Origin of the sequence: Pectobacterium fontis, assembly GCF_000803215.1 — a bacterium.
GTDB classification, from domain to species: Bacteria; Pseudomonadota; Gammaproteobacteria; order Enterobacterales; family Enterobacteriaceae; genus Pectobacterium; species Pectobacterium fontis.
On sequence record NZ_JSXC01000039.1, the window covers coordinates 1 to 24,543 of the forward strand.

Below are 24,543 nucleotides of genomic sequence, written 5' to 3' on the forward strand. Positions count from 1 at the left end.
GTTAAAGAGCGTTGCGTTGTGGCCTTAACCACTTCGCGAGGTGGCGTATATTACGCTTATCACCTTCAGAGTCAACGTTTATTTTAAATCGTTTTCTCTTTCTTTATCGACCCGCTTGTGTGTTCACAGCGCCGTGTCGATGGAGGCGCATTATAGGGAGCCGATTTAGAAGCGCAAGCAAATCTCGTAAACTTTTTTCTGTTTGCGCATCTTTCATTCGTTCCGCTGGTTAACTGCGCGTTTTTATCCATTTTGGCAGCTCTGCGAGGCTTTTCAGCACAGCATCAGCCAGCGCTTCTCCTTGCTCGGTGACAGGCTTGCCGGTGCGAACCAGCAATTTGGTTCCTACTCCTGCGCCCATTGCCGCCTGAATATCCTCTGTTTTGTCTCCCACCATATAAGATGCCGCCATATCAATGTGCAGATCGCGCTGTGCAGAAAGCAACATGCCTGGCTCAGGCTTCCGGCAATCACAAGTTTGGCGATATTCACCTTCCCCCGCTTCTGGGTGATGAGGGCAAAAATAGATGCCATCCAGATCAACGCCACGATCTGCCAGCGACCAGTCCATCCACTCTGTCAGTTGCATAAACTGATCTTCTGTAAAGTTGCCGCGGGCGATGCCGGACTGATTCGTCACGACAACTAGCGCGAATCCCATACTTTTCAACTCTCGCATAGCATCGATGACGCCATCAATAAACTGAAAGTGGTCAATGTCATGTACATAACCGTGATCGACATTGATCGTGCCGTCACGATCAAGAAAAATTGCTGGAACGCTTTGTGCCACTGACTTTGCTCCTGAATGGCGTAAATGACGCGCTAGTATCGCATGTTTTCGCCCACAGAGAGAATGTAGGGCAATGACAATCCAGATTGACTTAGACGTCTAGACGCCCTAACATCCATTTCAAATTCTGTTGATACAGAAACTGATTTATCCAGCCATAGGCACGCACGATAAAAAACATATGATTGAACTTGCTAATATTACTAAAGTTTTCCAGCAAAACGGGCGAACCATTACCGCGCTTGCTGATGTCAGCCTTCATGTTCCTGCTGGGCAAATTTATGGTGTTATCGGTGCATCAGGCGCAGGTAAAAGTACCCTAATCCGCTGCGTCAATTTATTAGAGCGCCCGACAAAAGGGAAAGTGCTGGTCGATGGACAAGAACTGACTCAACTGTCAGATAGCCAGTTGACACGCGCACGCCGCCAAATCGGTATGATTTTCCAACACTTCAACCTGCTCGCTTCGCGCACCGTTTTTGGCAATATTGCGCTACCGCTGGAATTAGATAACACCCCAAAAGCTGACATTACTCAGCGCGTCAATGAACTCTTAGAGCTGGTTGGGCTGGCTGATAAACACGATGTGTATCCTGCCAATTTATCTGGCGGGCAAAAGCAGCGTGTTGCTATTGCCCGTGCGTTGGCGAGCAATCCCAAAGTTCTGCTGTGTGACGAAGCAACCAGCGCGCTGGATCCGGCAACCACCCGTTCTATCCTTGAATTACTGAAAGACATTAACCGTCGTCTGGGCCTAACCATTCTGCTTATTACCCATGAAATGGATGTGGTGAAGCGCATTTGCGATCAGGTTGCGGTGATCAGCGACGGACGCCTGATCGAACAGGACACGGTCAGCGAAGTCTTTTCACATCCGAAAACGCCGCTGGCACAGAAATTCATTCAGTCAACGCTACATCTGGACATCCCTGACGATTACCTCGCGCGTCTGTCTTCAGATTCTCGTCCCGACACCACGCCGTTATTACGGATGGAATTTACTGGCAAATCGGTGGATGCCCCACTGCTCTCCGAAGTTGCTCGACGCTTTAACATCAACAACAACATTATTAGCGCCCAGATGGATTATGCCGGTGGCGTCAAGTTCGGCATCATGCTGGCAGAAATGCACGGTAACGATGCGGATATTCAAGCCGCAATCCAATTCTTACAGGAAAGTCACGTTACTATTGAGGTTCTGGGTTATGTCTGAAGCAATGATGTGGTTGATGGTTAAAGGAGTATGGGAAACCGTCGCGATGACGTTCGTTTCCGGTTTCTTTGGTTTTGTGCTGGGTTTACCGGTAGGCGTTTTATTGTATACCACGCGCCCTGGACAGATTATCGCCAACCCTAAGCTTTACCGAGCCGTTTCTGCGCTGGTTAACATTTTCCGTTCGATTCCCTTCATCATTTTACTGGTATGGATGATTCCTTTTACTCGTGTGATTGTTGGAACGTCCATTGGGCTGCAAGCGGCGATCGTTCCTCTCACCGTCGGTGCCGCACCGTTTATTGCCCGCATGGTAGAAAATGCGCTGCTTGAAATTCCCACCGGCCTGATTGAAGCTGCTCGTGCGATGGGCGCGACGCCAATGCAAATCATCAGAAAGATATTACTGCCGGAAGCATTAGCGGGGCTAATTAATGCCGCCACCATCACGCTAATCACGCTCGTAGGCTATTCTGCTATGGGTGGAGCCGTGGGCGCAGGCGGCTTAGGTCAAATTGGTTATCAGTATGGTTATATTGGTTATAACGCGACGGTCATGAATACGGTATTAATATTACTGGTTGTTCTGGTCTATCTGATTCAATTCTGCGGCGACAGGGCAGTAAAAGCTGTCACACACAAGTAATCATCACAATACGCATGTGCCTGAAGGCATCTGCCAGAAAATAGTTAATTAGGGGTAAGGATATGGCGATTAAACTGAAATCTATTGCGACCATTGGCGCACTTATTGGTGCTCTGGCTCTCGCAGGATGTGGTCAGGAAGAAAAGAATCCTAATCACATTAAAGTCGGCGTGATTGTTGGTGCAGAACAACAGGTTGCGGAAGTCGCGCAGAAAGTGGCCAAAGACAAATACGGTCTGGACGTTGAATTAGTCACCTTTAACGACTATGTGTTGCCAAATGAAGCCCTGAGCAAAGGCGACATCGATCTGAATGCCTTCCAGCATAAACCTTATCTGGATCAGCAGATTAAAGATCGGGGCTACAAACTGGTTTCTGTCGGCAACAGCTTTGTTTACCCCATTGCGGGCTACTCCAAAAAAATCAAATCGCTGAATGAGCTGCAAGATGGCGCTCAGGTTGCACTGCCAAACGACCCGACCAACCTAGGCCGTTCTCTGCTGCTGCTGCAAAAAGTGGGCTTGATTAAGCTGAAAGACAACGTTGGTCTGCTGCCAACCGTGCTGGACGTGACCGAGAACCCAAAAAATATCAAACTGGTTGAGCTGGAAGCACCACAACTACCACGTTCTTTAGATGACGCGCAAATCGCCCTGGCGGTAATCAACACCACGTACGCGAGCCAGATTAACCTGACACCAACTAAAGATGGCCTGTTTGTTGAAGAGAAAGATTCTCCGTATGTAAACCTCCTGGTTTCACGCGAAGATAACAAAGACGCTGAAAACGTGAAGAAATTCGTTCAGGCTTATCAGTCCAACGAAGTCAACGACGCAGCAAACAAAATCTTTAACGGCGGCGCCGTGAAAGGCTGGTAATCCAGCAATTATACGCTAAATAATTCAAGTTTCAGGAAGGCGGCAAGAGAAGGAATCCCGATGAACTTACTCAAGTAAGTGATTCGGGTGACTGAACGTAGCCAACGCACATGCAACTTGAAGTATGACGAGTATACGCGTTTAATTAAAAGATATTGTTAAGACGGGCTAAAGCCCGTCTTGTTATTTGTGCAATTGCTTGCTTCAATACTCGCTCTTTAAGAAAAAGCAGAGGAATCTCTAATGCGTGCTGTTCCCTTTATCTTGTTAGCCATGTCGCTGACAGGCTGTTCTTTATTTCAGAAGCCACCAGCACTGGCTCCTCAACCCGCGATTGAAACCAAAACCGCAGAGCCGACACCGAAGCCGAAGCCAGTCCCTCGCCCGGCTCCAGCCGTGTTATATAAAAGCGCGGAGGAATTAGTTGGTAAGCCGTTCCGCGACATGGGCGAAGTTTCAGGCTCGTCTTGTCAGGTCAGCGCTCAGGATTCCCCTCCTAATACGGCAAATGCACGTAAAAGAATGCAAAACCGCGCAACAGCGATGAAAGCCAATGCCGTTTTATTGCATGAATGCCAGACCGTCAGTGGCGTAGCGGGTTGCTACAGCCAGGTCGTTTGCCAGGGCACGGCGCTGAAAGTTTCTGCACAATGAGTCAGTTTGTTTTCAATCAGATTGGGATTATCCGCTCACCGTATAAAGAAAAATTTGCCATTCCGCGGCAGCCGGGTCTGATTGAAGATGGTGGCGGAGAACTTCAGCTAATACCACCATATAGCCAGAGTGAATGTGTTCGAGGGCTGGAAGATTTCAGTCACATTTGGGTCATGTTCATCTTTCATCAAACGATGGGAGGCGGCTGGCGTCCGACCGTTCGGCCACCGCGTCTGGGAGGAAACACACGTACAGGCGTTTTCGCTACTCGCTCGACTTTCCGCCCTAATCCTATTGGCATGTCGCTCATTGAACTAAAAGGAATCCGTGCGAAAGGCGATGCAATCACGCTTGAATTAGGCAGTCTTGACCTGGTCGACGGCACACCGGTCATTGACATCAAACCTTACCTGCCTTTTGCAGAGAGCCATCCTCAGGCCCGAGCGGGGTTTGCCCAAACGGCACCCGATGCCGCGATGCCAGTGTTTTTTTCTGCCCTTGCAGAAAACCAGATAGCGATGAATCACAAGAAATATCCTCAGCTCAAACGCTTTATCTCACAGGTACTAGCCCAGGATCCGCGCCCCGCCTACCGCAAAGGAGAAAGTACCATGCGGGAATATGCCGTTTTACTGTTGGAATTCAACGTACGCTGGCGCGTGTGTGGAGAACAGACCGAAGTATTAAGCCTCGACCCATCACATACGTGTTAATGCGCGAACCACAGCAATATACTCTAAAATTGTTTCTGCTCTCTTTTGACACGCCGCCCACACTGGTAAACTAAGCCACTTTTTATGTGCCTTCGGCTGCGCCGCAGCCCTATGCTATTTGTCGTTCTAACGGAACTAAAACCCCATGCGTACTAGCCAATACATGCTCTCCACTCTCAAGGAGACGCCAGCCGATGCAGAAGTCATCAGCCATCAGTTGATGCTCCGGGCAGGAATGATTCGTAAACTGGCCTCTGGTCTTTACACCTGGTTGCCGACCGGTTTACGTGTTTTGAGAAAAGTTGAAAACATCGTGCGCGACGAGATGAACAATGCTGGCGCAATTGAAGTGTCCATGCCCGTTGTTCAGCCAGCCGATTTATGGGTGGAAAGTGGGCGTTGGGAGCAGTATGGCCCGGAGCTGCTGCGTTTTGTCGATCGCGGTGAGCGTCCATTCGTACTGGGTCCAACCCACGAAGAAGTTATCACCGACCTGATTCGTAATGAAATCAGCTCGTACAAGCAACTACCATTGAATTTCTTCCAGATTCAAACCAAATTCCGCGATGAAGTGCGTCCACGTTTTGGCGTCATGCGTTCGCGTGAATTCCTGATGAAAGACGCCTACTCTTTCCATACTTCACAGGAATCATTGCAGGCCACCTATGATGCGATGTACGCCGCTTACAGCAAGATTTTCAGCCGTATGGACTTGGATTTCAGAGCGGTTCAGGCAGATACCGGCTCTATCGGCGGCAATGCATCCCATGAGTTTCAGGTACTGGCGGCCAGCGGTGAAGACGATATCGTGTTCTCAACGGAATCTGACTACGCGGCCAATATTGAACTGGCAGAAGCTGTCGCGCCAACGTTAGGCCGCGCGGAAGCGACGGAAACGTTACGTCTGATCGATACGCCAAACGCCAAGACCATCGCTGAACTGGTTGAGCAGTTTGCGCAGCCAGTAGAGAAAACCGTGAAGACGCTGCTGGTTAAAGCAACGGAAGAAAGCGGCCATAAACTGGTGGCCCTGCTGGTGCGTGGCGATCACGAACTGAACGAAATCAAAGCGGAGAAGATTGCTCAGGTAGCCAGCCCGCTGACATTCGCAACGGAAGAAGAGATTCGTTCTATCATCGGCGCAGGCCCTGGCTCGCTTGGCCCGGTCAAGCTGTCGATTCCTGTCGTGGTTGACCGCACCGTTGCAGCCATGAGCGACTTCAGCGCTGGCGCGAATATTGATGGGAAGCACTACTTTGGTATCAACTGGGAGCGCGACGTTGCACTGCCACAGGTTGCGGATATCCGTAACGTGGTTGAAGGCGACATCAGCCCAGACGGTAAAGGTACGCTGCAAATTAAACGCGGCATCGAAGTGGGCCACATTTTCCAACTGGGCACTAAATATTCTGAAGCGCTGAAAGCGACGGTTCAGGGCGAAGATGGCCGTAACCAGACGCTGACGATGGGCTGCTACGGTATTGGTGTGACACGCGTTGTTGCGGCAGCGATTGAACAAAATCATGACGAACGCGGCATCATCTGGCCAGACGCGATTGCCCCTTTCCACGTTGCCATTCTGCCAATGAATATGCACAAGTCTTTCCGCGTGAAGGAAGTGGCTGAGGATATCTATCAGCAACTGCGTGCTAAAGGTATTGAAGTCCTGCTTGACGACCGTAAAGAGCGCCCGGGCGTGATGTTCGCGGATATGGAATTGATTGGCGTACCGCACACTATCGTCATTGGCGATCGCAATCTGGATAGCGAAGAGATTGAATATAAGCATCGTCGGATCGGTGAAAAGCAAATGATTAAAACCAGCGACATCGTGGATTTCCTGCTAGCAGCTATCGTGCGCTAATCGCTATCGGACTGCCCTTTCACATGAAAGCGCAAATTCAGGCATAAAAAATGGTGGGTTTCCCCACCATTTTTTATGTCAAGACATCAGTAACACGTTATGCATTATTCACGAAACAGTTCTTCAATGCTTAAACCTTGAGCCTGCAAAATTTCACGCAGGCGGCGTAAACCCTCAACCTGAATCTGACGAACACGTTCACGCGTTAAGCCAATTTCACGACCGACATCTTCCAGCGTAGCTGCTTCATATCCTAGCAGGCCGAAACGACGCGCCAACACCTCACGCTGCTTAGCGTTAAGCTCAAACAGCCATTTAACGATATTCTGCTTCATATCGTTATCCTGCGTGGTGTCTTCCGGTCCGTTATCTTTCTCGTCTGCCAGAATATCCAGCAGCGCTTTTTCCGAATCCCCCCCTAACGGGGTATCAACGGAAGTGATACGTTCATTCAGGCGCAGCATGCGGTTGACGTCATCAACGGGCTTATCAAGCTGTTCGGCAATTTCTTCCGCACTCGGCTCGTGATCCAGTTTATGCGACAATTCGCGCGCGGTGCGCAGGTAAACGTTGAGTTCTTTGACAATGTGAATCGGCAAACGAATGGTGCGGGTTTGATTCATGATCGCCCGTTCAATCGTCTGTCGAATCCACCAGGTGGCATAAGTTGAAAAACGGAATCCTCTTTCTGGATCAAATTTTTCAACCGCACGGATCAGACCAAGGTTGCCTTCTTCAATCAGATCCAGCAACGCCAGACCGCGATTGTTGTAACGGCGGGCGATTTTCACCACCAGCCGCAGGTTACTCTCGATCATCCGACGGCGCGATGGCACATCACCACGCAGCGCACGCCGGGCAAAATAAACTTCTTCTTCTGCGGTTAAAAGCGGCGAATAGCCGATTTCCCCTAGATAGAGCTGTGTTGCGTCAAGGACACGCTGTGGGACCCCTTGTGATAATAGCTCGTCTTCCGCCGAATCATTATCATTGGTATCTTCCTCAGCCAGCGCCTTATCGTCAAAAACGTCAAGTCCATTCTCGTCGAAATCGGTATCTTCATGTAACTCGTTAACTTTCAGCGTACTTTGGCTCATAAGTGGCTCCTACCCGTGATCCCTTGGCAGAATACCGAAATACTCTGCCCGATTTATCGCTGCGGTAAAAAACGCAGCGGGTTTACGGATTTCCCCTTGTAACGAATTTCAAAGTGCAAGCGAACTGAGCTTGTGCCCGTACTGCCCATCGTAGCGATTTTTTGTCCTGCCGTGACATCTTGTTGCTCACGGACTAGCATCGTATCGTTATGGGCATAAGCACTGAGGTAGTCATCATTATGCTTGATGATTATCAGATTTCCGTAACCACGTAGTGCATTGCCCGCATACACCACTCGCCCACTGGCGGTTGCGGTGATCGGTTGCCCACGTGAGCCGGCGATATCAATCCCTTTATTTCCCCCTTCGGAATCGGAGAAACTATCTATGACTTTCCCATCGGTAGGCCAACGCCAACTGCCGACAGCAGCCGTATTGCTGCTGGCAACAGCCGCTGGTGCGGATACAGGAGCGGTTGTTGTTACTCCTGCTGTAGGCAACATCTTACCTACATTCTGTTTACCCTGATTACCAGAATACGCATTAGTTGACTGAGAATCAACCGATGTAGTTTGTATTTGAGTACTTGATGGTGGCGTCGGTACTCCGCCTCGGGTGGCATCGGTTGTTGCCAGCATTCCACCACCGCTCATCATGCCCCCACCCGACGCGTTGTTGCCGGATCCATTGCCTAAACTCAGTGATTGCCCCACATTCAGGCTGTATGGTTCGGGAATATTATTACGCTGCGCCAGATCCCGATAATCATTACCGGTAATCCAGGCGATATAAAACAGGGTATCTCCCCGTTTAACGGTGTAGGAATTACCGCCGCTGTAGCTGCCTTTCGGAATATTGCCATAGCTGCGGTTGTAAACGATCCGACCGTCTGATGTGGTTGCAACATTTTCACCCGCCGTTGAAATACGTGATGGTGGCGCAGACAGCATTCCCCCTCGGCTACCCGTATTTCCGTCAACACTGCTGATCGGTGCGGATTTAGAATTATTGTTGGTACATCCTGCCAACCCTAAGACAATCACCGTGCAAGCAGCAATGTGACGCAAATTCATCATTCGGCTTCCCATGCGCCTTACTCCCCTATAACTATAGCGTTCAAAAAAGTGTCGATAACATTCAAAAAAACAGTACGGTTCAAAACTCAATTCGTCTCTCTCTGCTTCGCACCCACTGCCGCGTCAATGATTGTAGCGTAACCGATGTTCGGTGTTTTATTCGTTAGTTGAAACGAGAAAGATCGCTACTTCACCATCGCTGGCGCATAAGCAAAACGGGAAAGGCACCGCGATGATTAGATGCTAACAATATCAACAAGTTCGCACCATAAAACCGTTATGGTGAAATTTAAAAGACTTAACAACACATATATCATCGCCACGGTATCAGGCTAATTCCCCTTTGACCAGCGGAACAAACCGAACCGCTTCAACCGTTTGAATAATAAATTCGCCAGCATGACGCTGAACCACTTGCAGGAATTGCGACTGTTCTCCTACAGGCAACACCATCACGCCGCCTTCATCAAGCTGTTCCAGCAGCGCACGGGGAATTTCCGGTGGTGCCGCCGTGACGATAATGGCATCAAACGGACCGCGCGACGCCCAGCCCTGCCACCCGTCACCATGACGAGTCGAAACGTTGTGTAAATCAAGCTGTTTTAAGCGACGTTTAGCCTGCCATTGCAGCCCTTTAATCCGCTCAACCGAGCAAACATGCCGCACCAAATGCGCAAGGATCGCCGTTTGATATCCCGACCCCGTGCCAATTTCCAGCACGCGGGAGACAGGCGTCAGGCTGAGCAATTCCGTCATCTTCGCGACCATATAAGGCTGCGAAATAGTCTGACCGGAACCGATAGGCAAAGCGGTGTTTTCATATGCTTTATGTTCAAAAGCTTCATCAACAAAACGTTCTCTGGGTACGGCTTCTATCGCCTTTAGCAGACGTTCGTCCTGAATGCCCTGCTGACGCAACTGCGCCAACAACGTTTCTATACGCTTGTTTACCATTCCCCGCCAACCTCAGCTCTGGTTAACCTCGTCACTACTACAGACATTTTCCCGCACAGGGATAGGCCAGCCACCGCGACCGCACGGTGGCTGGCATTCATTCTCGTCATAAGACACGTTGCTGCACATTAGGCACCGATATCAGTATCCTGCTGCGCATGCAGTAATTCGCGTACCACGCTGGTGGCAAAACTGCCCGCGGGTAGCCAGAATTTTACTTCTACCGTCGCGTCATCCCGCCATTCCCAGTGCATCTGTTGCGGGTGCAACAACACTGCGCGTCGGGCAGATTCAACACGTTCACGTTTGACCAAAGACCACAGCGTTTCCTGCCCGGTCAAGGCCTGTTCTTCAAATATCAGCGCGTCACCCTGCGTACCTAACGCGCCATCGCCGGGCAACGGCGCGGTAATCTGAAGTTCGCCAGCATTAAGGCGCGTCTGTAACGTTTCCAGTTCATCAGGTTTAGCCACAAACCAACTACCACGACCGGTTAGTTGCAAAGCGTCACCACACAGAACGGTTTTCGCTTGCGCTCCAGCCAGCCTTGCACTCGCCACCTGATTAAACATCGCGCTGCGGCTGGCGGAAAGATAAAAGCTGCGCTTACTGCGCTCTTTTACCCGAATATCGTTATTTGCCCAAAGACGGGCTTGTTCAAGGTTATTCCCACCTCGTCCGAAACGCTGGCTGCCGAAATAATTAGGGACGCCGTTCGCCGCAATCAGCGCCAAACGGGATTCGACCTCACGGCGATCGCTGATCTGACGTAGCACCAGAGTAAAAAAGTTCCCCCGTAGCGTACCGATTCGCAGCTTACGGCGGTGACGGCTCATTTCAAGCACATCGCAACCTTCCAGTTCCAGCAAGGAAAAATCCGGTGTGTCCTTGCCCGGCATATGCAGACAAAACCACTGCTCTGTGACAGCATGACGATCTTTCAAGCCCGCATAGCTGACGGCGCGAAGCGGCAGACGGGCAAATTTCGCCAGCATCTCAGCCACAAATTGCGTATTACAACCGCGCTTGCGCACGCGTACCAATACCTGTTCACCGTCACCATCCGGTTGAAACCCAAGATCTTCCACCACGAGAAAATCTTCCGCAGCAGACTTCAATGAGCCAGTAGCCCGTGGTTCACCATGCAGCCAGACGAGTTGTTCGCTATTTTCCATCATTATCCCACAAGGCGCTTACCACGCGACTATTTCACCCGTTTCTTTCTTCACCAGTAGAGCAACAGCTTCGCAGGCAATGCCTTCACCACGACCAGTAAAACCCAGTTGCTCCGTCGTGGTCGCTTTCACATTGACATCATCCATATGGCACAGCAAATCTTCCGCCAGGTTCACACGCATTTGTGGAATATGTGGGGCCATTTTCGGTGCCTGCGCAATAATAGTGACGTCCAGATTCCCTAACTGATAGCCCTTGTCATTGATACGACGCCAGGCTTCACGCAGCAACTCACGGCTGTCTGCCCCTTTAAAAGCCGGATCGGTATCAGGGAATAGCTTACCAATGTCACCCAGTGCGGCGGCACCTAATAGGGCATCGGTCACCGCATGCAGTACCACATCGCCATCGGAGTGCGCCAGCAAACCTTGAGTATAAGGAATGCGCACGCCACCGATCACCAGCGGGCCTTCTCCACCAAACTTATGGACATCAAAACCGTGACCGATACGCATCGCGCGTTCTCCTTAATATTTAGTGAATAAAATGAGGTTACTGCAAACTGGTTAAATAGAATTCGGCCAAGGCCAAATCCTCTGGACGCGTGACTTTGATATTATCTGCACGTCCGTTGATAATTTGTGGGCGATAGCCACAATATTCCAGCGCGGAGGCTTCATCCGTGACGGCAATACCATCCTGAAGCGCACGTTGCAGGCACTGTTTCAGCAGCGCCGCAGGGAAAAGCTGCGGCGTCAACGCATGCCACAAATCGTTACGTTCTATTGTGCAATCGATAAACCCGTCGGTGCTGCGTTTCATGGTATCACGAACGGGTGCGGCCAAAATTCCACCAACCTCGCTCTGTCCGACAATCGCCAGCAAGCGCGTCAGATCGTCTTGATGCAGGCACGGGCGTGCCGCATCATGCACCAACGCCCACGCGCTATCGGCAACGGCAGCCAAACCCGCCAGTACGGAATCCGCACGCTGTAGCCCCCCCGTCACGGCGCAAATGCGGGGATCGTGGGCAATCGCCAGAGTATGAAAGAATGCATCATCAGGACTGATCACGACAACGACGCGCTGTACGCGTGAATGACGTAGAAGCGCACTGATAGAGTGTTCAAGAATGGTTTTACGACTGGTCACGTCACTGCCAATCGTCAGATACTGTTTAGGACGATCGTTTTGCATCCTGCTGCCGTTACCCGCAGCGGGCAAAACGGCAACAATGTCAGGCGGGGAAAAGCGTGGTATCTGCATACGTCAGCGTTGTGTGTTGTTAGATGAACTGTGATTAGACGACGTCGTATTGGCGTTACGGGGGTTTGATTCTGGCACCAGACGATAGAAACTTTCACCGGGTTTGATCATCCCCAGTTCATTGCGCGCGCGCTCTTCAATCGCTTCCTGTCCACCATTGAGGTCGTCAATTTCGGCAAACAGTTGCTCGTTACGGTCTTTTAATTTGGCATTGTTCCCCTGCTGGACAACAACATCATCCTTCACCCGAACATAATCGTGAATACCATTCTTACCCAGCCACAGTGAGTACTGAAGCCAGCCAAGCAATATCAATAATAACAGCGTAAGCTTTCCCATCCCGCCCCCTGAAAAACCGCCTAATCATCCCATAACTTTTGTTCCGACTCCACTGTGTCCAGTGGTGGAAGGCAAGATTCCCCCTACTGCCTGCCTAAATGAGGATATTTCGGGCAAAAAATCGAGCCGAACGCGTTCCCACAGACATGCAAAATGGCGCCCATGTCATTTATTTATCACCTTAGCGCTTTCCATCATCTCCGCCATTGGATAAAACCGCCCATAGAACAAACGCTAGTTGAACCGTTAATACTATCTGTGTATTTTTATGCACACAAAGTGCATAAAAAAGAAAATCTTACATTTAAACCAGGAGAAAACCATGTTCAAAAAGCTGTTATTCGTTGGCGCGATCTTCGCCACCACGCTCTCTACTTGCACCTTCGCCGCCGAGCCAACTTACGTTGTCGGGTCTGGCGGCACCTATCGCCCCTTTGAGTTTGAAAATGCACAGAAAGAGCTGGAAGGTTTTGATATTGATATTATTAAAGCGATCGCCAAGGCGGAGAATTTTAATATCAAGCTGATCAATACCCCATGGGAAGGCATCTTCGCGACCCTTAACTCCGGTGACCGCGACATTATCATTTCGGGTATCACGATTACCGACAAGCGTAAGCAAATGGTCGATTTCTCCGCACCTTATTTTCCTGCTGAACAATCCATCGTGGTGCCTAAAGGCTCGACAATCGACTCTATTGCTGCTCTGAAAGATCACAAAGTGGGAGTAGTCAACTCCAGTACCGCAGATGTCGTGGTTTCCGATGTGTTAGGGAAAAACAGTACATCGATTAAGCGGTTTGATAACACCCCGTTAATGTTGCAAGAACTGTATGAAGACGGTGTGGGAGCCGCGGTGGGCGATGTGGGCGTGGTGAAGTTTTACATTAAGACTCATCCTGAAAAACAGTTCAATCTGGTTTCCGACGCTAAATTTGAACGCCAGTATTTTGGGATCGCGGTAGCGAAAGGCAATGACCCACTGCGTGAGAAGATTAACGCCGGACTGAAAAAAATCGTTGCAGATGGCACCTACGCCAAGATCTATCAAACCTGGTTTGATAACAACGTTCCAACCTTACCCGCAGAATAACATCGGCAAAACACCGCACACTCACCGGGCAGCCAGCCTGTCCGGTTTAATTAAGAAAAATCATTACGTTAGCCTATTCAAAAAAGGAAACGATCTTGACGGGATTTCGTTGGGAGATCATTCAGGAATATGCCCCTCTCTTTATGGAAGGCACCTGGATGACCATCAAATGCACCATTATCTGCGTCATTCTTGGCACCTGCTGGGGATTAACGTTGGGGTTAGGCCGCTTAGCACAGGCGCCGCACGGTCCGTGGAAATATATCCTGCACTACGCTGTTCAATGGCCAGTACGCATCTACATCAGCGCCTTTCGGGGCACGCCGCTGTTTGTGCAAATCATGGTGGTACACTTCGCTCTGGTGCCGTTGTTCATCAACCCGCGTGATGGACTGCTGGTAACCAGCAATATAATGTCGGTCGATTTCGCCCGCACACTGCGTGCCGATTATGGCGCGTTCCTCTCCTGCATTGTGGCGATTACGCTGAATGCAGGTGCCTATGTCTCCGAGATATTCCGAGCCGGTATTCAGTCTATCGACCGCGGTCAGATGGAGGCTTCACGCTCTCTCGGCATGAGCTATGGCCGAACCATGCGCAAAGTGATCTTGCCACAGGCGTTTCGTCGTATGTTGCCGCCGCTGGGTAATAACGCGATCGCGATTGTAAAAGATTCATCGCTGGCTTCGGCAATCGGATTAGCCGATCTTGCCTATGCCGCACGTACAGTCTCAGGGGCTTACGCCACATACTGGGAACCCTACCTGACGATCTCTATCGTTTATTGGGTTATTACTTTCCTGCTCTCGCTGCTGGTGCGGCACATGGAAACGAGGTTTGGCAAAAGTGATTCACGTTAAAAACCTGCAAAAACAGTTTGGGGATACGCATGTTCTGCGCGGTATTTCCTGTGACATCGCGCCTCAGGAAGTGCTCTGCCTGATTGGTCCATCCGGTTCAGGAAAAAGTACCTTTCTGCGTTGTATTAACGCACTGGAAACGCTGTCGGCGGGCGAGATTACGGTCAACGGTTTTGCCATTCACGATAAGAAAACCGATATCAACCGCATGCGCGAAAGCGTGGGAATGGTGTTTCAGCGCTTTAATCTGTTCCCACACATGACGGTGTTGGAAAATGTGATTATGGCACCGATGGACGTAAAAAAAATACCCCGCACACAGGCCGTTGAACAGGCTAAAGCCTTGCTCAGCAAGGTCGGTTTGCTGGATAAAATCGATGCCTGGCCGAACAGTTTGTCCGGTGGTCAGCAGCAGCGTGTCGCCATTGCCCGCGCGTTAGCAATGGAACCTGCGATCATGTTGTTTGATGAACCGACCTCCGCACTGGATCCTGAACTGGTTGGCGAAGTTCTGGCCGTCATGAAAACGCTGGCGAATGAAGGCATGACGATGGTCATCGTAACCCATGAAATGGCCTTTGCCCGAGAAGTAGCGGATAGGGTGATCTTTATCGATCAGGGGATCATTCAGGAACAGGGCACGCCAGAGGCGATCTTTACACAACCAAGTAGCCCGCGCACGCAGGCTTTCCTAAGCAAGATACTATAAATACGCTAAACCACGGGCTGTCAGCGTTTTCCGCGCTGGCAGCCTTTCTCTTTTACCACCCCGTAAGGAAAGAAAAAACCAGCCAGAACAAACAGATCACCGACAACCCTGTCGCCAAAAGCGTATAAAAAAGATAGCCTCTTAGCAAAAAGCTAAACCCGACGCCAACCAGCACCGAAAACGGCATCAACGCCAGAAAGAACGGCCAGGTGTAGAGCATGAAGAAAAACGTGGAATTGGAGCCGTATACCAGAAAAGGGATGCTAAAGGCCAACCAATAGGAGGAAAACCCCGTCACCGCTCCCATAAACAGGTAGGAAACGCTGTCATCCTCGTCTTGTACTGGCCGAGTCTTGCTAATCGTTAACTGCGTGGCATTTTGCATAATCTTTCCCATTCTTCCCCTGCATCACCCAACCGCGCGGTGAAAAAAGCGGGGACATCAGAGCTTGATAATAGCTCGCTTACCAAGCAGATCTAACAATTGGCTGGTCAAATTTGTTACGAATTGTTCGCCATCCAGGTGGCTATCCGGCGCTTCCGGCGCTTCGTACACGGAGTCGATCCCGGTGAAATTACGCAACTCTCCCGCACGGGCTTTTTTATACAGCCCCTTAGGATCGCGCGCTTCACAGATCGCTAACGGCGTATCGACGAAGACTTCGATGAACTGCCCTTCGCCCAGTAAATCCTGCACCATTTTGCGCTCGGCGCGGTGCGGCGAAATAAATGCAGTCAACACCACCAGACCCGCATCCACCATTAGTTTGGCGACTTCACCCACGCGGCGGATGTTCTCACGTCGATCATCGTCGGTGAAGTCTAAATCCCGACACAAACCGTGCCGAACGTTGTCGCCATCCAGCAGGTAGGTGCTGACGCCACGCTGGTGTAATGCCTGCTCCAGCGCCCCCGCCAGCGTGGATTTACCGGATCCAGACAACCCGGTAAACCAGATAACGACGCCCTGATGACCATGTAATTTCTCGCGCGACTCACGGGTGACATCGTGCGCATGCCAAACGACGTTATCGTCAGTCGGCGAGTGGCGTAAAGACACGTTATTTGCCTCCCAGCAGGTCGCGCGCACCCCAATGCGGGAAGTGGCGGCGAACTAATGCATTCAGTTCCAGTTCAAACGCGCTGTACGCGCCCGGTTCCTGATACACCTGTTCGATAGGTTCGCGTACCAGACCCGCGCCTACCGTGACATTACTCAGACGATCGATAAAGATCATCCCACCTGTCACGGCGTTATTCTGGTAATTATCCAGCACCAGCGGTTCATCAAAAACCAGTTCAACCGAACCAATACCATTCAGCGGCAGACTTTCCGCGACGCGCTGCGTCAACGTATTGATCTCAACCTGATAATGAATGTTCTCGACCCGAGCGCGCGTCTTCTTACCACCAATTTTGATGTCGTAGCTTTGTCCCGGCACCAGCGGTTGTTCTGCCATCCAGACGACGTCAACTAACGCATGCTGTACTGATTTCAGCGATTCGCTGCTATCAACCAGCAGATCGCCGCGACTGATATCCACTTCATCCGCCAGCACCAGCGTGATCGCCTCACCCGCCTGTGCCTGCGGTAAATCGCCGTCAAAGGTCACAATGCGGCTGATGGTGGATTCCACGCCGGACGGCAGCACTTTAACGCGTTGTCCGACGCGGATAATGCCGGATGCCAGCGTTCCCGCGTAGCCGCGGAAATCCAGATTCGGACGGTTAACATATTGCACAGGGAAACGCATCGGCTGTTCCAGCGTACGCTGTGCCACATTGACCGTTTCCAGCACGTCCAGCAGCGTCGGCCCGGTATACCAGTCCATCGTCGTACTCGGCGTCGCAACATTGTCACCATCCAGTGCAGAAATCGGCACAAAAGTGATGTTCAAGTCGGCAGGCAACTGCTGGGCAAAATCCAGATAATCCTGCTTAAACTGCTCAAACACCGTTTGCTGATAATCCACCAGATCCATTTTGTTCACCGCTACCACCAGATCGCGGATCCCCAGCAGGGTCGCAATAAAACTGTGACGACGGGTTTGATCCAACACGCCTTTACGCGCATCGATCAACAAAATCGCCAGCTCGCAGGTGGATGCCCCCGTTGCCATATTGCGCGTGTATTGCTCATGTCCCGGCGTATCGGCGATGATAAATTTGCGTTTTTCCGTCGAGAAGTAGCGATAAGCCACATCAATGGTGATGCCCTGTTCACGCTCAGCCTGAAGCCCATCGACCAGCAGTGCCAGATCCAGCTTTTCGCCCTGAGTGCCAATACGCTTGCTGTCATTGTGCAGTGTGCTGAGCTGATCTTCATAAATCTGACGCGTATCGTGTAGCAAACGGCCAATCAGCGTACTTTTTCCATCGTCAACGCTGCCACAGGTCAGAAAACGCAGTAACGTTTTATTCTGCTGCGCGTGTAAATACGCTTCTACACCGCCCTGCTCGGCGATCTGCTGTGCAATCGCCTGGTTAATAACGACGGCATCTTTCTCAGCCGCAGTGTCTTTTAACGAAATTTGACTCATTCGACGATTCCTCAGAAATACCCTTGACGCTTTTTCAGCTCCATTGAACCGGCCTGATCGCGGTCAATTACCCTTCCCTGACGCTCACTGGTGGTGGAAACCAACATCTCTTCGATGATTTCCGGCAACGTTTTCGCCTCCGATGCCACCGCGCCCGTCAACGGCCAACAGCCCAGCGTGCGGAAACGCACCATGCGTTGTTCGATCACTTCGTCCGGTTGCAGGTCGATGCGGTCATCGTCCACCATCAGCAACATACCATCGCGCTCCAGTACCGGACGCGGTGCCGCCAGATAAAGCGGGACAATCTCGATGTTTTCCAGATAGATGTATTGCCAGATATCCAGCTCGGTCCAGTTGGAGAGCGGGAAAACGCGAATACTTTCGCCTTTGTTAATCTGACCATTGTAGTTATGCCACAGTTCCGGGCGCTGGTTCTTCGGATCCCAGCGATGGAAGCGGTCACGGAAGGAGTAAATACGCTCTTTGGCACGCGATTTTTCTTCATCGCGACGCGCCCCGCCAAAGGCGGCATCAAAACCGTATTTATCCAGCGCCTGCTTCAACCCTTCAGTTTTCATGATGTCGGTGTGCTTGGCGCTGCCGTGTACAAACGGGTTAATCCCCAACGCTTCACCCTGCGGGTTACGGTGCACCAGCAGTTCACAGCCATAGGCTTTCGCCGTACGATCACGGAATTCGTACATTTCACGAAATTTCCAGCCGGTATCAACGTGCAGCAGCGGGAAAGGCAGCGATCCCGGATAGAACGCTTTGCGCGCCAGGTGCAGCATCACGGAAGAGTCTTTGCCGATGGAATACATCATCACCGGGTTACTAAACTCGGCCGCCACTTCGCGGATGATGTGAATGCTTTCGGCTTCAAGCTGCCGTAAATGCGTGAGTCGTTTCTCGTCCATACCCTTTCCTTAAGCCAAGTTTACTACCGCTGGGCGGCTATCTTGCGGCACCGTCGGCGGTGTCTGACCAAACCAGGCAATCTGATGATGTAAATCCACCACCTCGCCAATTACCAGCAGCGCCGGGGTTGGCGCGTGCCGTGCCAAATGTTCTAACTCTTGCAGCGTACCAATTTGTACCAACTGATCGTGTCGGGTGCCGCGGCTGATTACCGCGACAGGGGTCTGTGATGAGCGACCGTGCGCGATAAGCTGCTGCGCAATCTCCGCGGCCTTCATCGTTCCCATATAAATCGCCAACGTCTGACGCTCACGCGCTAGCGTTGACCAGTCCAGCGCGTCACCGTCTGGGCGACAATGTCCAGTAATGAAAGTCACGCTCTGTGCATAATCACGGTGCGTTAACGGAATCCCCGCATACGCCGTCACGCCTGCCGCCGCCGTGACGCCGGGCACCACCTGAAACGAAATCCCGGCCTGCGCCACCGCTTGCAGTTCTTCACCACCGCGGCCAAAAATGAAGGGGTCGCCGCCTTTCAAACGCACTACCCGCTTACCTTCCTGCGCCAGCGTCACCAGTAGCTGGTTAATCTCATCCTGCGGCAACGAATGCGCGCTGGCGCGTTTCCCGACGCAGATACGTTCGGCATCACGGCGCACCAGATCCAGCACATCGGCGCTGACCAGATGATCATATAGCACCACATCCGCCTGTTGCATCACCTGTAACCCACGCAGCGTCAGCAATCCGGCATCGCCGGGGCCTGCGCCAACCAGCGCGACCTCACCGCGTGTCGCGGCAGGCTGCTGTTGTTCCTCTTGTTGGAGCGTAAGCTGTTGTTGTAATTCGTCTTCGGCCTGCGCCAATTGCCCGGCAGAAACCAGCGACGCAAAGCGCCCGACAAACAGCCGCTCCCAAAAACGACGACGTGCCGACATCGAATGCAGTCGGGTTTTAATTCTGTCACGCCAGCTTCCGGCGATGTTCGCCATCGTGCCCAAACTGGCGGGAAGTAATGATTCCAGCTTTTCACGCAGCAGACGCGCCAGCACGGGAGCCTGACCCCCGGAGGAAATCGCCACCACCAGCGGAGAACGATCAACAATCGAGGGGAAAATAAACGAGCACTTGGGCTGATCGTCCACCACGTTCACCAGCAAATGACGCCGGTTCGCCTCTGCAAACACCATCGCATTCAGTTCGGCGTCGTCCGTGGCGGCAATCACCAAAAACACGCCGGATAACAGTTCTGGCGTAAAAGATTGCGCCAGCCAGTCAACCTGACCCGCCTGATGCTGCGCAACCAACGGTTCCGCCAGCGTTTGCGCGACAATTTTTATCTCCGCACCCGCGCGTTGCAGTAGATCGATTTTGCGGGTAGCAACCTCGCCACCGCCAACAACCAGTACCGGACGCTGACGAAGATCGGCAAATATAGGGAGATAGTTCACAATCGCCTTAACTAAGCAAAAAAATAGATAATAAGACTATACGGTGCAGATAGAGCACTTATGAAATGCCGAATTGGAATGACAAGTTCCGTAATGGAATAACACCCCGTTTACAACTGCAAGGGAAGCCGCGGCGGCATAGCTTATTGACCGTTTGCGTGGTATCAACCGCACTATCGATAGGAGCGGGTTCGACTCACGTCACCACTTTCGACAAGAAAATGATCTGGAGCACGATGCAGTAACAGCAGCATCATGCCCACAGGTTGCGATCCAATTACGACGCCAGAAAAACACATTCAGCGCGGCATGGCATAGACGATGATTCATCCATCACGTTCTCAGCCCCCACCGCGCACGAGACCACTCCGTTAACGTTCCAGTTTCGGATACGCATCCGCGATCTTATCGCCGGTAAAATGCGCGACCCAACCTTCCGGGTTATCAAACAGGCGGATAGCGGTGAAATGCGGCTCCGGCCCCATATCAAACCAGTGCGCCGTGCCTGCGGGGACGGACAGCAGATCGTTCTTTTCACACAGGATCTGGTAAATCTTGCCGTTCAGGTGCAGGCAAAACAGCCCCGCGCCTTCCACAAAAAAGCGCACTTCATCTTCGTGGTGGACATGCTCGGATAAAAACTTGGTGCGCAGTTCAGCACGCTGTGGGTTATCCGACCGCATGCTGATCACATCCCAGCTCTGATAGCCTTTTTCTGCCACCAGCTTATCAATTTCATGCTGATAAGCCGCCAGCACCTCTTCAGACGACGGCACATCGCTCAGTTTCTGGCTGGCTTCCCAGCGTTCAAAACGTACGCCGATCTCGTTCAGTTGCTTCTGGATCGCATCGGCATCCTGACTTTGCCAAATCGGCTGGCCTGCATCGCTGTCACTAAAAATGGTTAATCCACTCATTGGGCATACTCCGGTAAGTCGATCTGGTCAAAACGTGCCACCTGACGGTGACGGCTTAGGTTATCCGCGTCATCACGAATAAGCTGACAGGTGTGCCAGCCAGCCTCCTGCGCGGCATCCAGTTCCTGACGAATATCCGACAGAAACAGCAGTTGTTCAGCAGGTAGCCCGATGGCATGCGCAATCGTGCGATACGCCTCAGTCTCGCGCTTCGCCCCGACGCGGGTATCGAAATAGTCGCTGAACAGCGGGCGCAGATCCCCCGCGTTGCTGTAACCAAATAGCAACTGCTGCGCTTCTACCGAACCTGACGAGTAAACATACAGGCGAATGCCCTGCTGCTGCCATGCGGCAAGCTGCGCGGCGACTTCAGGGTACAGATGCCCCTGAAAATCACCGTGACGGTAGCCCACGCGCCAGATAATGCCTTGTAGCAATTTCAGCGCGGTGGATTTACGGTCTTCATCCATAAACTGGTTCAGTGCAGTAATCAGCGTATCGTTATCCGCCTCAGGCTGACCCAGTTCCTGACGCAACGCGTTCAGCGCCTGCGCGATCTCAGGATCGCGGTCATGCTGTCGCACCGTATCCGCCAGACGCTCACGCGCATAAGGAAACAGCACGCGGTGAACAAAGCGGATATCGCTGGTGGTGCCTTCAATATCGGTCACAATGGCCTTAATCATGCTTTTGCCTCCAGCAGCCGGCGTTGTAATTCGCACTGGAACAGGAACTCCAGCCCTTCCAGATGACGACGCGCGTCTTTCACCGTCGCCCCCCAGCAGTAAAGACCGTGGCCACGCACCAGAAAGCCGTAACGTAGCGGCGTGTGGCTGGCGTACTCGGTGACCCGCTGCGCCAGCGCCGGAATATCCTGCTCGTTATCGAAAATCGGGATCGCCACGCGATCCAAATGGGTGGTCTGCCCCGCCAGCGACTTTTGCATTTCATAGCCGTGCAGCACCAGTTCGGCACCCTTCTCTACCCGAGACAACACCGTCGCGTTCACCGAGTGCGTGTGCAGCACCGCGCCAATCGTTGGTTCACGACGATACAGCAGCGTGTGTAGCCCGGTTTCCGCCGACGGCGTGCGGCCGCTCGGCACATGGTTTGTGGCAATCTCCACCAGCAGGAAATCCTCTGCCTGAAGGCTGCCTTTGTCTTTACCCGATTCGGTAATCAGACAGTTCGCTTCATCGAGGCGCACGGACATGTTACCGCCCGTCGCCGGACACCAGCCCTTTTCGCCGATCCAGTGGCAGGCCGCAAGCAGCGCCGTCAATTGTTGATTTTCCGTCATGAGGCTTCCTGTTTCTGGTCTAGTTTTCTACCGACGTAGAACTTTTGGTTATGTCTTAGTACGCAAAAGAATTTAGCCGTTTAAACGTCCAAGCGTCTTGATTGCCAAATACTAGCAGCATGTTATATTACCAAGCAATACAGGCTTGCAGGAGTCCTATCCGCTATGAGCGCCGCGCTAATCCCCGACAGTAAACTGCCTTCGCTGGGCACCACGATTTTTACCCAAATGAGCGCACTGGCTCAGCAACATCAGGCGATCAATCTATCACAAGGTTTCCCTGATTTTGATGGCCCCGACTATTTACAACAACGGTTGGCGTATCACGTTAGTCAGGGGGCCAACCAATATGCGCCGATGACTGGCGTCGCGCCGCTGCGTCAGGTGATTGCCGAAAAAACCGCAGAGCTGTACGGCTGGCGACCGGATGCCGATAGCGAAGTGACCGTGACCGCCGGGGCAACCGAAGCGCTGTTTGCCGCCATTGCGGCGCTGGTACGTCCCGGTGATGAAGTGATCTGTTTCGATCCCAGCTATGACAGCTATGCGCCTGCCGTTACGCTGGCGGGTGGCGTGCTCAAGCGCATCGCGTTGCAGCCGCCCGCATTTCGCGTGGACTGGTCACATTTTGCCGACGTGCTGAGCGATCGCACCCGGCTGGTGATTATCAATACACCACATAACCCCTCTGCGACCGTCTGGCCGAAAGCGGATCTTGAGCAACTGTGGCAGGCGATTGCCACGCGTGACATTTTCGTGCTGAGCGATGAAGTCTACGAGCACATCTGTTTCGACAGTGAAGGACACGCTAGCGTGCTGGCACACCCGTCACTGCGCCAGCGCGCCATCGCCGTCTCATCGTTTGGTAAAACCTTCCATATGACCGGTTGGAAAGTCGGCTACTGTGTCGCACCTGCGCTGCTAAGCGCTGAAGTACGGAAGGTTCACCAGTATCTGACGTTCTCAGTGAACACGCCCGCGCAGTTCGCCATTGCCGATATGTTGCGTGAACAGCCGCAACACTGGCGTGAACTGCCCGCTTTTTACCGCGCCAAACGCGATCGCTTCATCAATGCGCTGGCGGGTAGCCGTTTCGAGATTCTGCCCTGCGAAGGGACTTACTTCCTGCTGGCAGACTATCGGGCGATTTCCGATCTGGACGATGTCAGCTTCTGCCGCTGGCTGACCGAACATGTTGGCGTGGCCGCCATTCCGCTGTCCGTCTTTTGCGCCGACCCGTTCCCCCATACGTTGATTCGACTATGCTTTGCCAAACAGGAAGCCACGTTGGATGCCGCTGCGGAGCGTTTATGTCGACTTTAACGATGTCATTGCTGCAACAACCGCTGGTGTGGCGCGATGGGGAAGCCAATCTGCGCCACTTCGACACCTTATTGGTGAAGATGAGCGAACGAGATGTGATCGTACTGCCGGAGATGTTCACTACCGGTTTTGCGATGGAAGCCGCCAAAGGCAGTCTGGATCAGGCCATAGTAGAAGCGTGGCTGCACCAGTGGGCGCAAAAAACCAATGCACTGATCGGCGGCAGCGTCGCGGTGAATACACCAAAAGGCGCGGTAAACCGTTTCCTGCTGGTCGATCCGCATGGCGAGGTGTACCACTACGATAAACGCCACCTGTTCCGCATGGCGGATGAACACCAGCACTATCAGGCAGGTACAGAACGGCTCATCATCGAGTGGCGCGGCTGGCGCATCTGCCCGATGATCTGCTACGACCTGCGTTTCCCAGTCTGGTCGCGCAACCGTCAGGATTACGATCTGGCGCTGTATGTTGCCAACTGGCCAGCACCACGCGCCGCCCACTGGCAGACGCTGCTGGCGGCACGCGCAATTGAAAATCAGGCCTATGTCGCTGGCTGTAACCGCGTCGGCACCGACGGCAACGGTCACAGCTACCGTGGTGACAGCCTGATTATTAATCCGCAAGGGGAAATTCTGGCCTCTGCCACCCCCAACCAACCCGCCTGTCTGGACGCCGAGCTGTCGCTGGAAGCGCTACAAAGCTACCGGGAATCCTTCCCCGCCTGGCGCGACGCCGATCGGTTTACGCTGTAGGGGGC

The 24,543-nt window shown here is 52.3% G+C and carries 27 protein-coding genes; 11 read left to right on the top strand and 16 right to left on the bottom strand.

Annotated features, from left to right (window positions below; translation table 11 throughout):
* Window positions 1–229: 229 nt before the first annotated feature.
* Window positions 230–793: a D-glycero-beta-D-manno-heptose 1,7-bisphosphate 7-phosphatase gene (gmhB, locus tag OI69_RS14560; protein WP_039351851.1), complete on the bottom strand. Its 564-nt coding sequence runs from the start codon at window positions 791–793 to the stop codon at window positions 230–232.
* A gap of 181 nt (window positions 794–974) precedes the next feature.
* Between gmhB and metN the strand changes: the two genes are divergently transcribed.
* The 6 genes from metN (at window position 975) to proS (ending at window position 6,761) form a co-directional block, all read left to right on the top strand.
* Window positions 975–2,006, top strand: coding sequence for a methionine ABC transporter ATP-binding protein MetN (gene metN / locus OI69_RS14565; RefSeq protein WP_039351853.1), 1,032 nt, complete (start codon window positions 975–977; stop codon window positions 2,004–2,006).
* The gene (locus OI69_RS14570) at window positions 1,999–2,652 is read left to right on the top strand and encodes a methionine ABC transporter permease MetI (RefSeq protein WP_039351855.1); all 654 of its coding nucleotides are present in this window, start codon (window positions 1,999–2,001) and stop codon (window positions 2,650–2,652) included. Before metN ends, OI69_RS14570 begins: the two co-directional genes overlap by 8 nt.
* Window positions 2,653–2,714: 62 nt before the next feature.
* The gene (locus tag OI69_RS14575; protein ID WP_039351857.1) at window positions 2,715–3,530 is read left to right on the top strand and encodes a MetQ/NlpA family lipoprotein; all 816 of its coding nucleotides are present in this window, start codon (window positions 2,715–2,717) and stop codon (window positions 3,528–3,530) included.
* A 243-nt stretch (window positions 3,531–3,773) separates the two neighbouring features.
* Window positions 3,774–4,184 carry an Rcs stress response system protein RcsF gene (gene rcsF, locus OI69_RS14580; protein ID WP_039351859.1) on the top strand — a complete coding sequence of 137 codons (411 nt, stop codon included), beginning with the start codon at window positions 3,774–3,776 and terminating at the stop codon, window positions 4,182–4,184.
* Window positions 4,181–4,897: a tRNA (N6-threonylcarbamoyladenosine(37)-N6)-methyltransferase TrmO gene (gene tsaA, locus OI69_RS14585; protein WP_039351861.1), complete on the top strand. Its 717-nt coding sequence runs from the start codon at window positions 4,181–4,183 to the stop codon at window positions 4,895–4,897. The genes rcsF and tsaA overlap by 4 nt, the downstream gene beginning before the upstream one ends.
* A 145-nt stretch (window positions 4,898–5,042) precedes the next feature.
* Window positions 5,043–6,761 (top strand): proline--tRNA ligase, encoded by a 1,719-nt coding sequence (proS, locus tag OI69_RS14590; RefSeq protein WP_039351863.1) that lies wholly within the window; start codon window positions 5,043–5,045, stop codon window positions 6,759–6,761.
* 104 nt (window positions 6,762–6,865) lie between these two features.
* Here proS and rpoS read toward each other — a convergent pair whose 3' ends face one another.
* The 7 genes from rpoS to ftsB form a co-directional block, all read right to left on the bottom strand.
* Window positions 6,866–7,858, bottom strand: a complete 993-nt coding sequence (gene rpoS, locus OI69_RS14595) for an RNA polymerase sigma factor RpoS (protein WP_039351865.1) — start codon at window positions 7,856–7,858, stop codon at window positions 6,866–6,868.
* 53 nt (window positions 7,859–7,911) lie between these two features.
* On the bottom strand, window positions 7,912–8,934 hold the full coding sequence (gene nlpD, locus OI69_RS14600) for a murein hydrolase activator NlpD (RefSeq protein WP_039351867.1): 1,023 nt from the start codon (window positions 8,932–8,934) through the stop codon (window positions 7,912–7,914).
* A 327-nt stretch (window positions 8,935–9,261) separates the two neighbouring features.
* Entirely contained in the window at window positions 9,262–9,888 is a 627-nt protein-coding gene (locus OI69_RS14605) for a protein-L-isoaspartate(D-aspartate) O-methyltransferase (RefSeq protein ID WP_039351869.1), read from the bottom strand.
* A 128-nt stretch (window positions 9,889–10,016) separates the two neighbouring features.
* Window positions 10,017–11,063: a tRNA pseudouridine(13) synthase TruD gene (gene truD, locus OI69_RS14610; protein WP_039351871.1), complete on the bottom strand. Its 1,047-nt coding sequence runs from the start codon at window positions 11,061–11,063 to the stop codon at window positions 10,017–10,019.
* A gap of 18 nt (window positions 11,064–11,081) precedes the next feature.
* The gene (gene ispF, locus OI69_RS14615; protein WP_039351873.1) at window positions 11,082–11,579 is read right to left on the bottom strand and encodes a 2-C-methyl-D-erythritol 2,4-cyclodiphosphate synthase; all 498 of its coding nucleotides are present in this window, start codon (window positions 11,577–11,579) and stop codon (window positions 11,082–11,084) included.
* 37 nt (window positions 11,580–11,616) lie between these two features.
* On the bottom strand, window positions 11,617–12,330 hold the full coding sequence (ispD, locus tag OI69_RS14620) for a 2-C-methyl-D-erythritol 4-phosphate cytidylyltransferase (RefSeq protein WP_039351876.1): 714 nt from the start codon (window positions 12,328–12,330) through the stop codon (window positions 11,617–11,619).
* Between the two features lie 3 nt (window positions 12,331–12,333).
* Window positions 12,334–12,669, bottom strand: coding sequence for a cell division protein FtsB (ftsB, locus tag OI69_RS14625; RefSeq protein ID WP_039351878.1), 336 nt, complete (start codon window positions 12,667–12,669; stop codon window positions 12,334–12,336).
* 322 nt (window positions 12,670–12,991) lie between these two features.
* On the opposite strand from ftsB, the gene OI69_RS14630 reads away from it, so the two are divergent.
* From OI69_RS14630 to OI69_RS14640, 3 genes are all read left to right on the top strand, one after another.
* Entirely contained in the window at window positions 12,992–13,762 is a 771-nt protein-coding gene (locus OI69_RS14630; protein ID WP_039351880.1) for a basic amino acid ABC transporter substrate-binding protein, read from the top strand.
* Window positions 13,763–13,857: 95 nt separating this feature from the next.
* The gene (locus tag OI69_RS14635) at window positions 13,858–14,622 is read left to right on the top strand and encodes an amino acid ABC transporter permease (protein WP_039351882.1); all 765 of its coding nucleotides are present in this window, start codon (window positions 13,858–13,860) and stop codon (window positions 14,620–14,622) included.
* On the top strand, window positions 14,609–15,331 hold the full coding sequence (locus OI69_RS14640; protein ID WP_039351971.1) for an amino acid ABC transporter ATP-binding protein: 723 nt from the start codon (window positions 14,609–14,611) through the stop codon (window positions 15,329–15,331). Before OI69_RS14635 ends, OI69_RS14640 begins: the two co-directional genes overlap by 14 nt.
* A 52-nt stretch (window positions 15,332–15,383) precedes the next feature.
* Here OI69_RS14640 and OI69_RS14645 read toward each other — a convergent pair whose 3' ends face one another.
* The 8 genes from OI69_RS14645 to OI69_RS14680 all read right to left on the bottom strand — a co-directional run bounded on the left by OI69_RS14645 (window position 15,384) and on the right by OI69_RS14680 (window position 22,460).
* Window positions 15,384–15,728: a DUF3561 family protein gene (locus OI69_RS14645; protein ID WP_080752651.1), complete on the bottom strand. Its 345-nt coding sequence runs from the start codon at window positions 15,726–15,728 to the stop codon at window positions 15,384–15,386.
* A 45-nt stretch (window positions 15,729–15,773) separates the two neighbouring features.
* On the bottom strand, window positions 15,774–16,391 hold the full coding sequence (gene cysC / locus OI69_RS14650) for an adenylyl-sulfate kinase (RefSeq protein ID WP_039351884.1): 618 nt from the start codon (window positions 16,389–16,391) through the stop codon (window positions 15,774–15,776).
* A 1-nt stretch (window position 16,392) separates the two neighbouring features.
* A complete protein-coding gene (gene cysN, locus OI69_RS14655; RefSeq protein WP_154715562.1) occupies window positions 16,393–17,871 on the bottom strand; it encodes a sulfate adenylyltransferase subunit CysN in 1,479 nt (492 codons plus the stop codon).
* Between the two features lie 11 nt (window positions 17,872–17,882).
* Window positions 17,883–18,791: a sulfate adenylyltransferase subunit CysD gene (gene cysD, locus OI69_RS14660; protein ID WP_039351887.1), complete on the bottom strand. Its 909-nt coding sequence runs from the start codon at window positions 18,789–18,791 to the stop codon at window positions 17,883–17,885.
* A gap of 9 nt (window positions 18,792–18,800) precedes the next feature.
* Window positions 18,801–20,243, bottom strand: coding sequence for a siroheme synthase CysG (cysG, locus tag OI69_RS14665; RefSeq protein ID WP_039351889.1), 1,443 nt, complete (start codon window positions 20,241–20,243; stop codon window positions 18,801–18,803).
* Between the two features lie 371 nt (window positions 20,244–20,614).
* The gene (locus OI69_RS14670; RefSeq protein WP_039351890.1) at window positions 20,615–21,160 is read right to left on the bottom strand and encodes a 1,2-dihydroxy-3-keto-5-methylthiopentene dioxygenase; all 546 of its coding nucleotides are present in this window, start codon (window positions 21,158–21,160) and stop codon (window positions 20,615–20,617) included.
* Entirely contained in the window at window positions 21,157–21,846 is a 690-nt protein-coding gene (gene mtnC / locus OI69_RS14675; protein WP_039351892.1) for an acireductone synthase, read from the bottom strand. The genes OI69_RS14670 and mtnC overlap by 4 nt, the downstream gene beginning before the upstream one ends.
* Entirely contained in the window at window positions 21,843–22,460 is a 618-nt protein-coding gene (locus tag OI69_RS14680; RefSeq protein ID WP_039351895.1) for a methylthioribulose 1-phosphate dehydratase, read from the bottom strand. The genes mtnC and OI69_RS14680 overlap by 4 nt, the downstream gene beginning before the upstream one ends.
* A gap of 165 nt (window positions 22,461–22,625) precedes the next feature.
* On the opposite strand from OI69_RS14680, the gene OI69_RS14685 reads away from it, so the two are divergent.
* Window positions 22,626–23,783: a pyridoxal phosphate-dependent aminotransferase gene (locus tag OI69_RS14685; RefSeq protein ID WP_039351897.1), complete on the top strand. Its 1,158-nt coding sequence runs from the start codon at window positions 22,626–22,628 to the stop codon at window positions 23,781–23,783.
* The gene (locus OI69_RS14690) at window positions 23,771–24,538 is read left to right on the top strand and encodes an amidohydrolase (RefSeq protein ID WP_039351899.1); all 768 of its coding nucleotides are present in this window, start codon (window positions 23,771–23,773) and stop codon (window positions 24,536–24,538) included. The genes OI69_RS14685 and OI69_RS14690 overlap by 13 nt, the downstream gene beginning before the upstream one ends.
* Window positions 24,539–24,543: the final 5 nt, after the last annotated feature.

What these genes read in the sequence shown, in the direction of transcription:
- OI69_RS14680 (WP_039351895.1), bottom strand. Translation starts at nt 22,460, where the DNA reads ATGACGGAAAATCAACAATTGACGGCGCTGCTTGCGGCCTGCCACTGG.
- OI69_RS14645 (WP_080752651.1), bottom strand. Translation starts at nt 15,728, where the DNA reads ATGGGAAAGATTATGCAAAATGCCACGCAGTTAACGATTAGCAAGACT.
- metN (WP_039351853.1), top strand. Translation starts at nt 975, where the DNA reads ATGATTGAACTTGCTAATATTACTAAAGTTTTCCAGCAAAACGGGCGA.
- OI69_RS14570 (WP_039351855.1), top strand. Translation starts at nt 1,999, where the DNA reads ATGTCTGAAGCAATGATGTGGTTGATGGTTAAAGGAGTATGGGAAACC.
- rcsF (WP_039351859.1), top strand. Translation starts at nt 3,774, where the DNA reads ATGCGTGCTGTTCCCTTTATCTTGTTAGCCATGTCGCTGACAGGCTGT.
- mtnC (WP_039351892.1), bottom strand. Translation starts at nt 21,846, where the DNA reads ATGATTAAGGCCATTGTGACCGATATTGAAGGCACCACCAGCGATATC.
- OI69_RS14690 (WP_039351899.1), top strand. Translation starts at nt 23,771, where the DNA reads ATGTCGACTTTAACGATGTCATTGCTGCAACAACCGCTGGTGTGGCGC.
- OI69_RS14575 (WP_039351857.1), top strand. Translation starts at nt 2,715, where the DNA reads ATGGCGATTAAACTGAAATCTATTGCGACCATTGGCGCACTTATTGGT.
- proS (WP_039351863.1), top strand. Translation starts at nt 5,043, where the DNA reads ATGCGTACTAGCCAATACATGCTCTCCACTCTCAAGGAGACGCCAGCC.
- cysN (WP_154715562.1), bottom strand. Translation starts at nt 17,871, where the DNA reads ATGAGTCAAATTTCGTTAAAAGACACTGCGGCTGAGAAAGATGCCGTC.
- ftsB (WP_039351878.1), bottom strand. Translation starts at nt 12,669, where the DNA reads ATGGGAAAGCTTACGCTGTTATTATTGATATTGCTTGGCTGGCTTCAG.
- ispD (WP_039351876.1), bottom strand. Translation starts at nt 12,330, where the DNA reads ATGCAGATACCACGCTTTTCCCCGCCTGACATTGTTGCCGTTTTGCCC.
- OI69_RS14605 (WP_039351869.1), bottom strand. Translation starts at nt 9,888, where the DNA reads ATGGTAAACAAGCGTATAGAAACGTTGTTGGCGCAGTTGCGTCAGCAG.
- rpoS (WP_039351865.1), bottom strand. Translation starts at nt 7,858, where the DNA reads ATGAGCCAAAGTACGCTGAAAGTTAACGAGTTACATGAAGATACCGAT.
- OI69_RS14685 (WP_039351897.1), top strand. Translation starts at nt 22,626, where the DNA reads ATGAGCGCCGCGCTAATCCCCGACAGTAAACTGCCTTCGCTGGGCACC.
- ispF (WP_039351873.1), bottom strand. Translation starts at nt 11,579, where the DNA reads ATGCGTATCGGTCACGGTTTTGATGTCCATAAGTTTGGTGGAGAAGGC.
- OI69_RS14670 (WP_039351890.1), bottom strand. Translation starts at nt 21,160, where the DNA reads ATGAGTGGATTAACCATTTTTAGTGACAGCGATGCAGGCCAGCCGATT.
- OI69_RS14630 (WP_039351880.1), top strand. Translation starts at nt 12,992, where the DNA reads ATGTTCAAAAAGCTGTTATTCGTTGGCGCGATCTTCGCCACCACGCTC.
- cysD (WP_039351887.1), bottom strand. Translation starts at nt 18,791, where the DNA reads ATGGACGAGAAACGACTCACGCATTTACGGCAGCTTGAAGCCGAAAGC.
- tsaA (WP_039351861.1), top strand. Translation starts at nt 4,181, where the DNA reads ATGAGTCAGTTTGTTTTCAATCAGATTGGGATTATCCGCTCACCGTAT.
- truD (WP_039351871.1), bottom strand. Translation starts at nt 11,063, where the DNA reads ATGGAAAATAGCGAACAACTCGTCTGGCTGCATGGTGAACCACGGGCT.
- nlpD (WP_039351867.1), bottom strand. Translation starts at nt 8,934, where the DNA reads ATGATGAATTTGCGTCACATTGCTGCTTGCACGGTGATTGTCTTAGGG.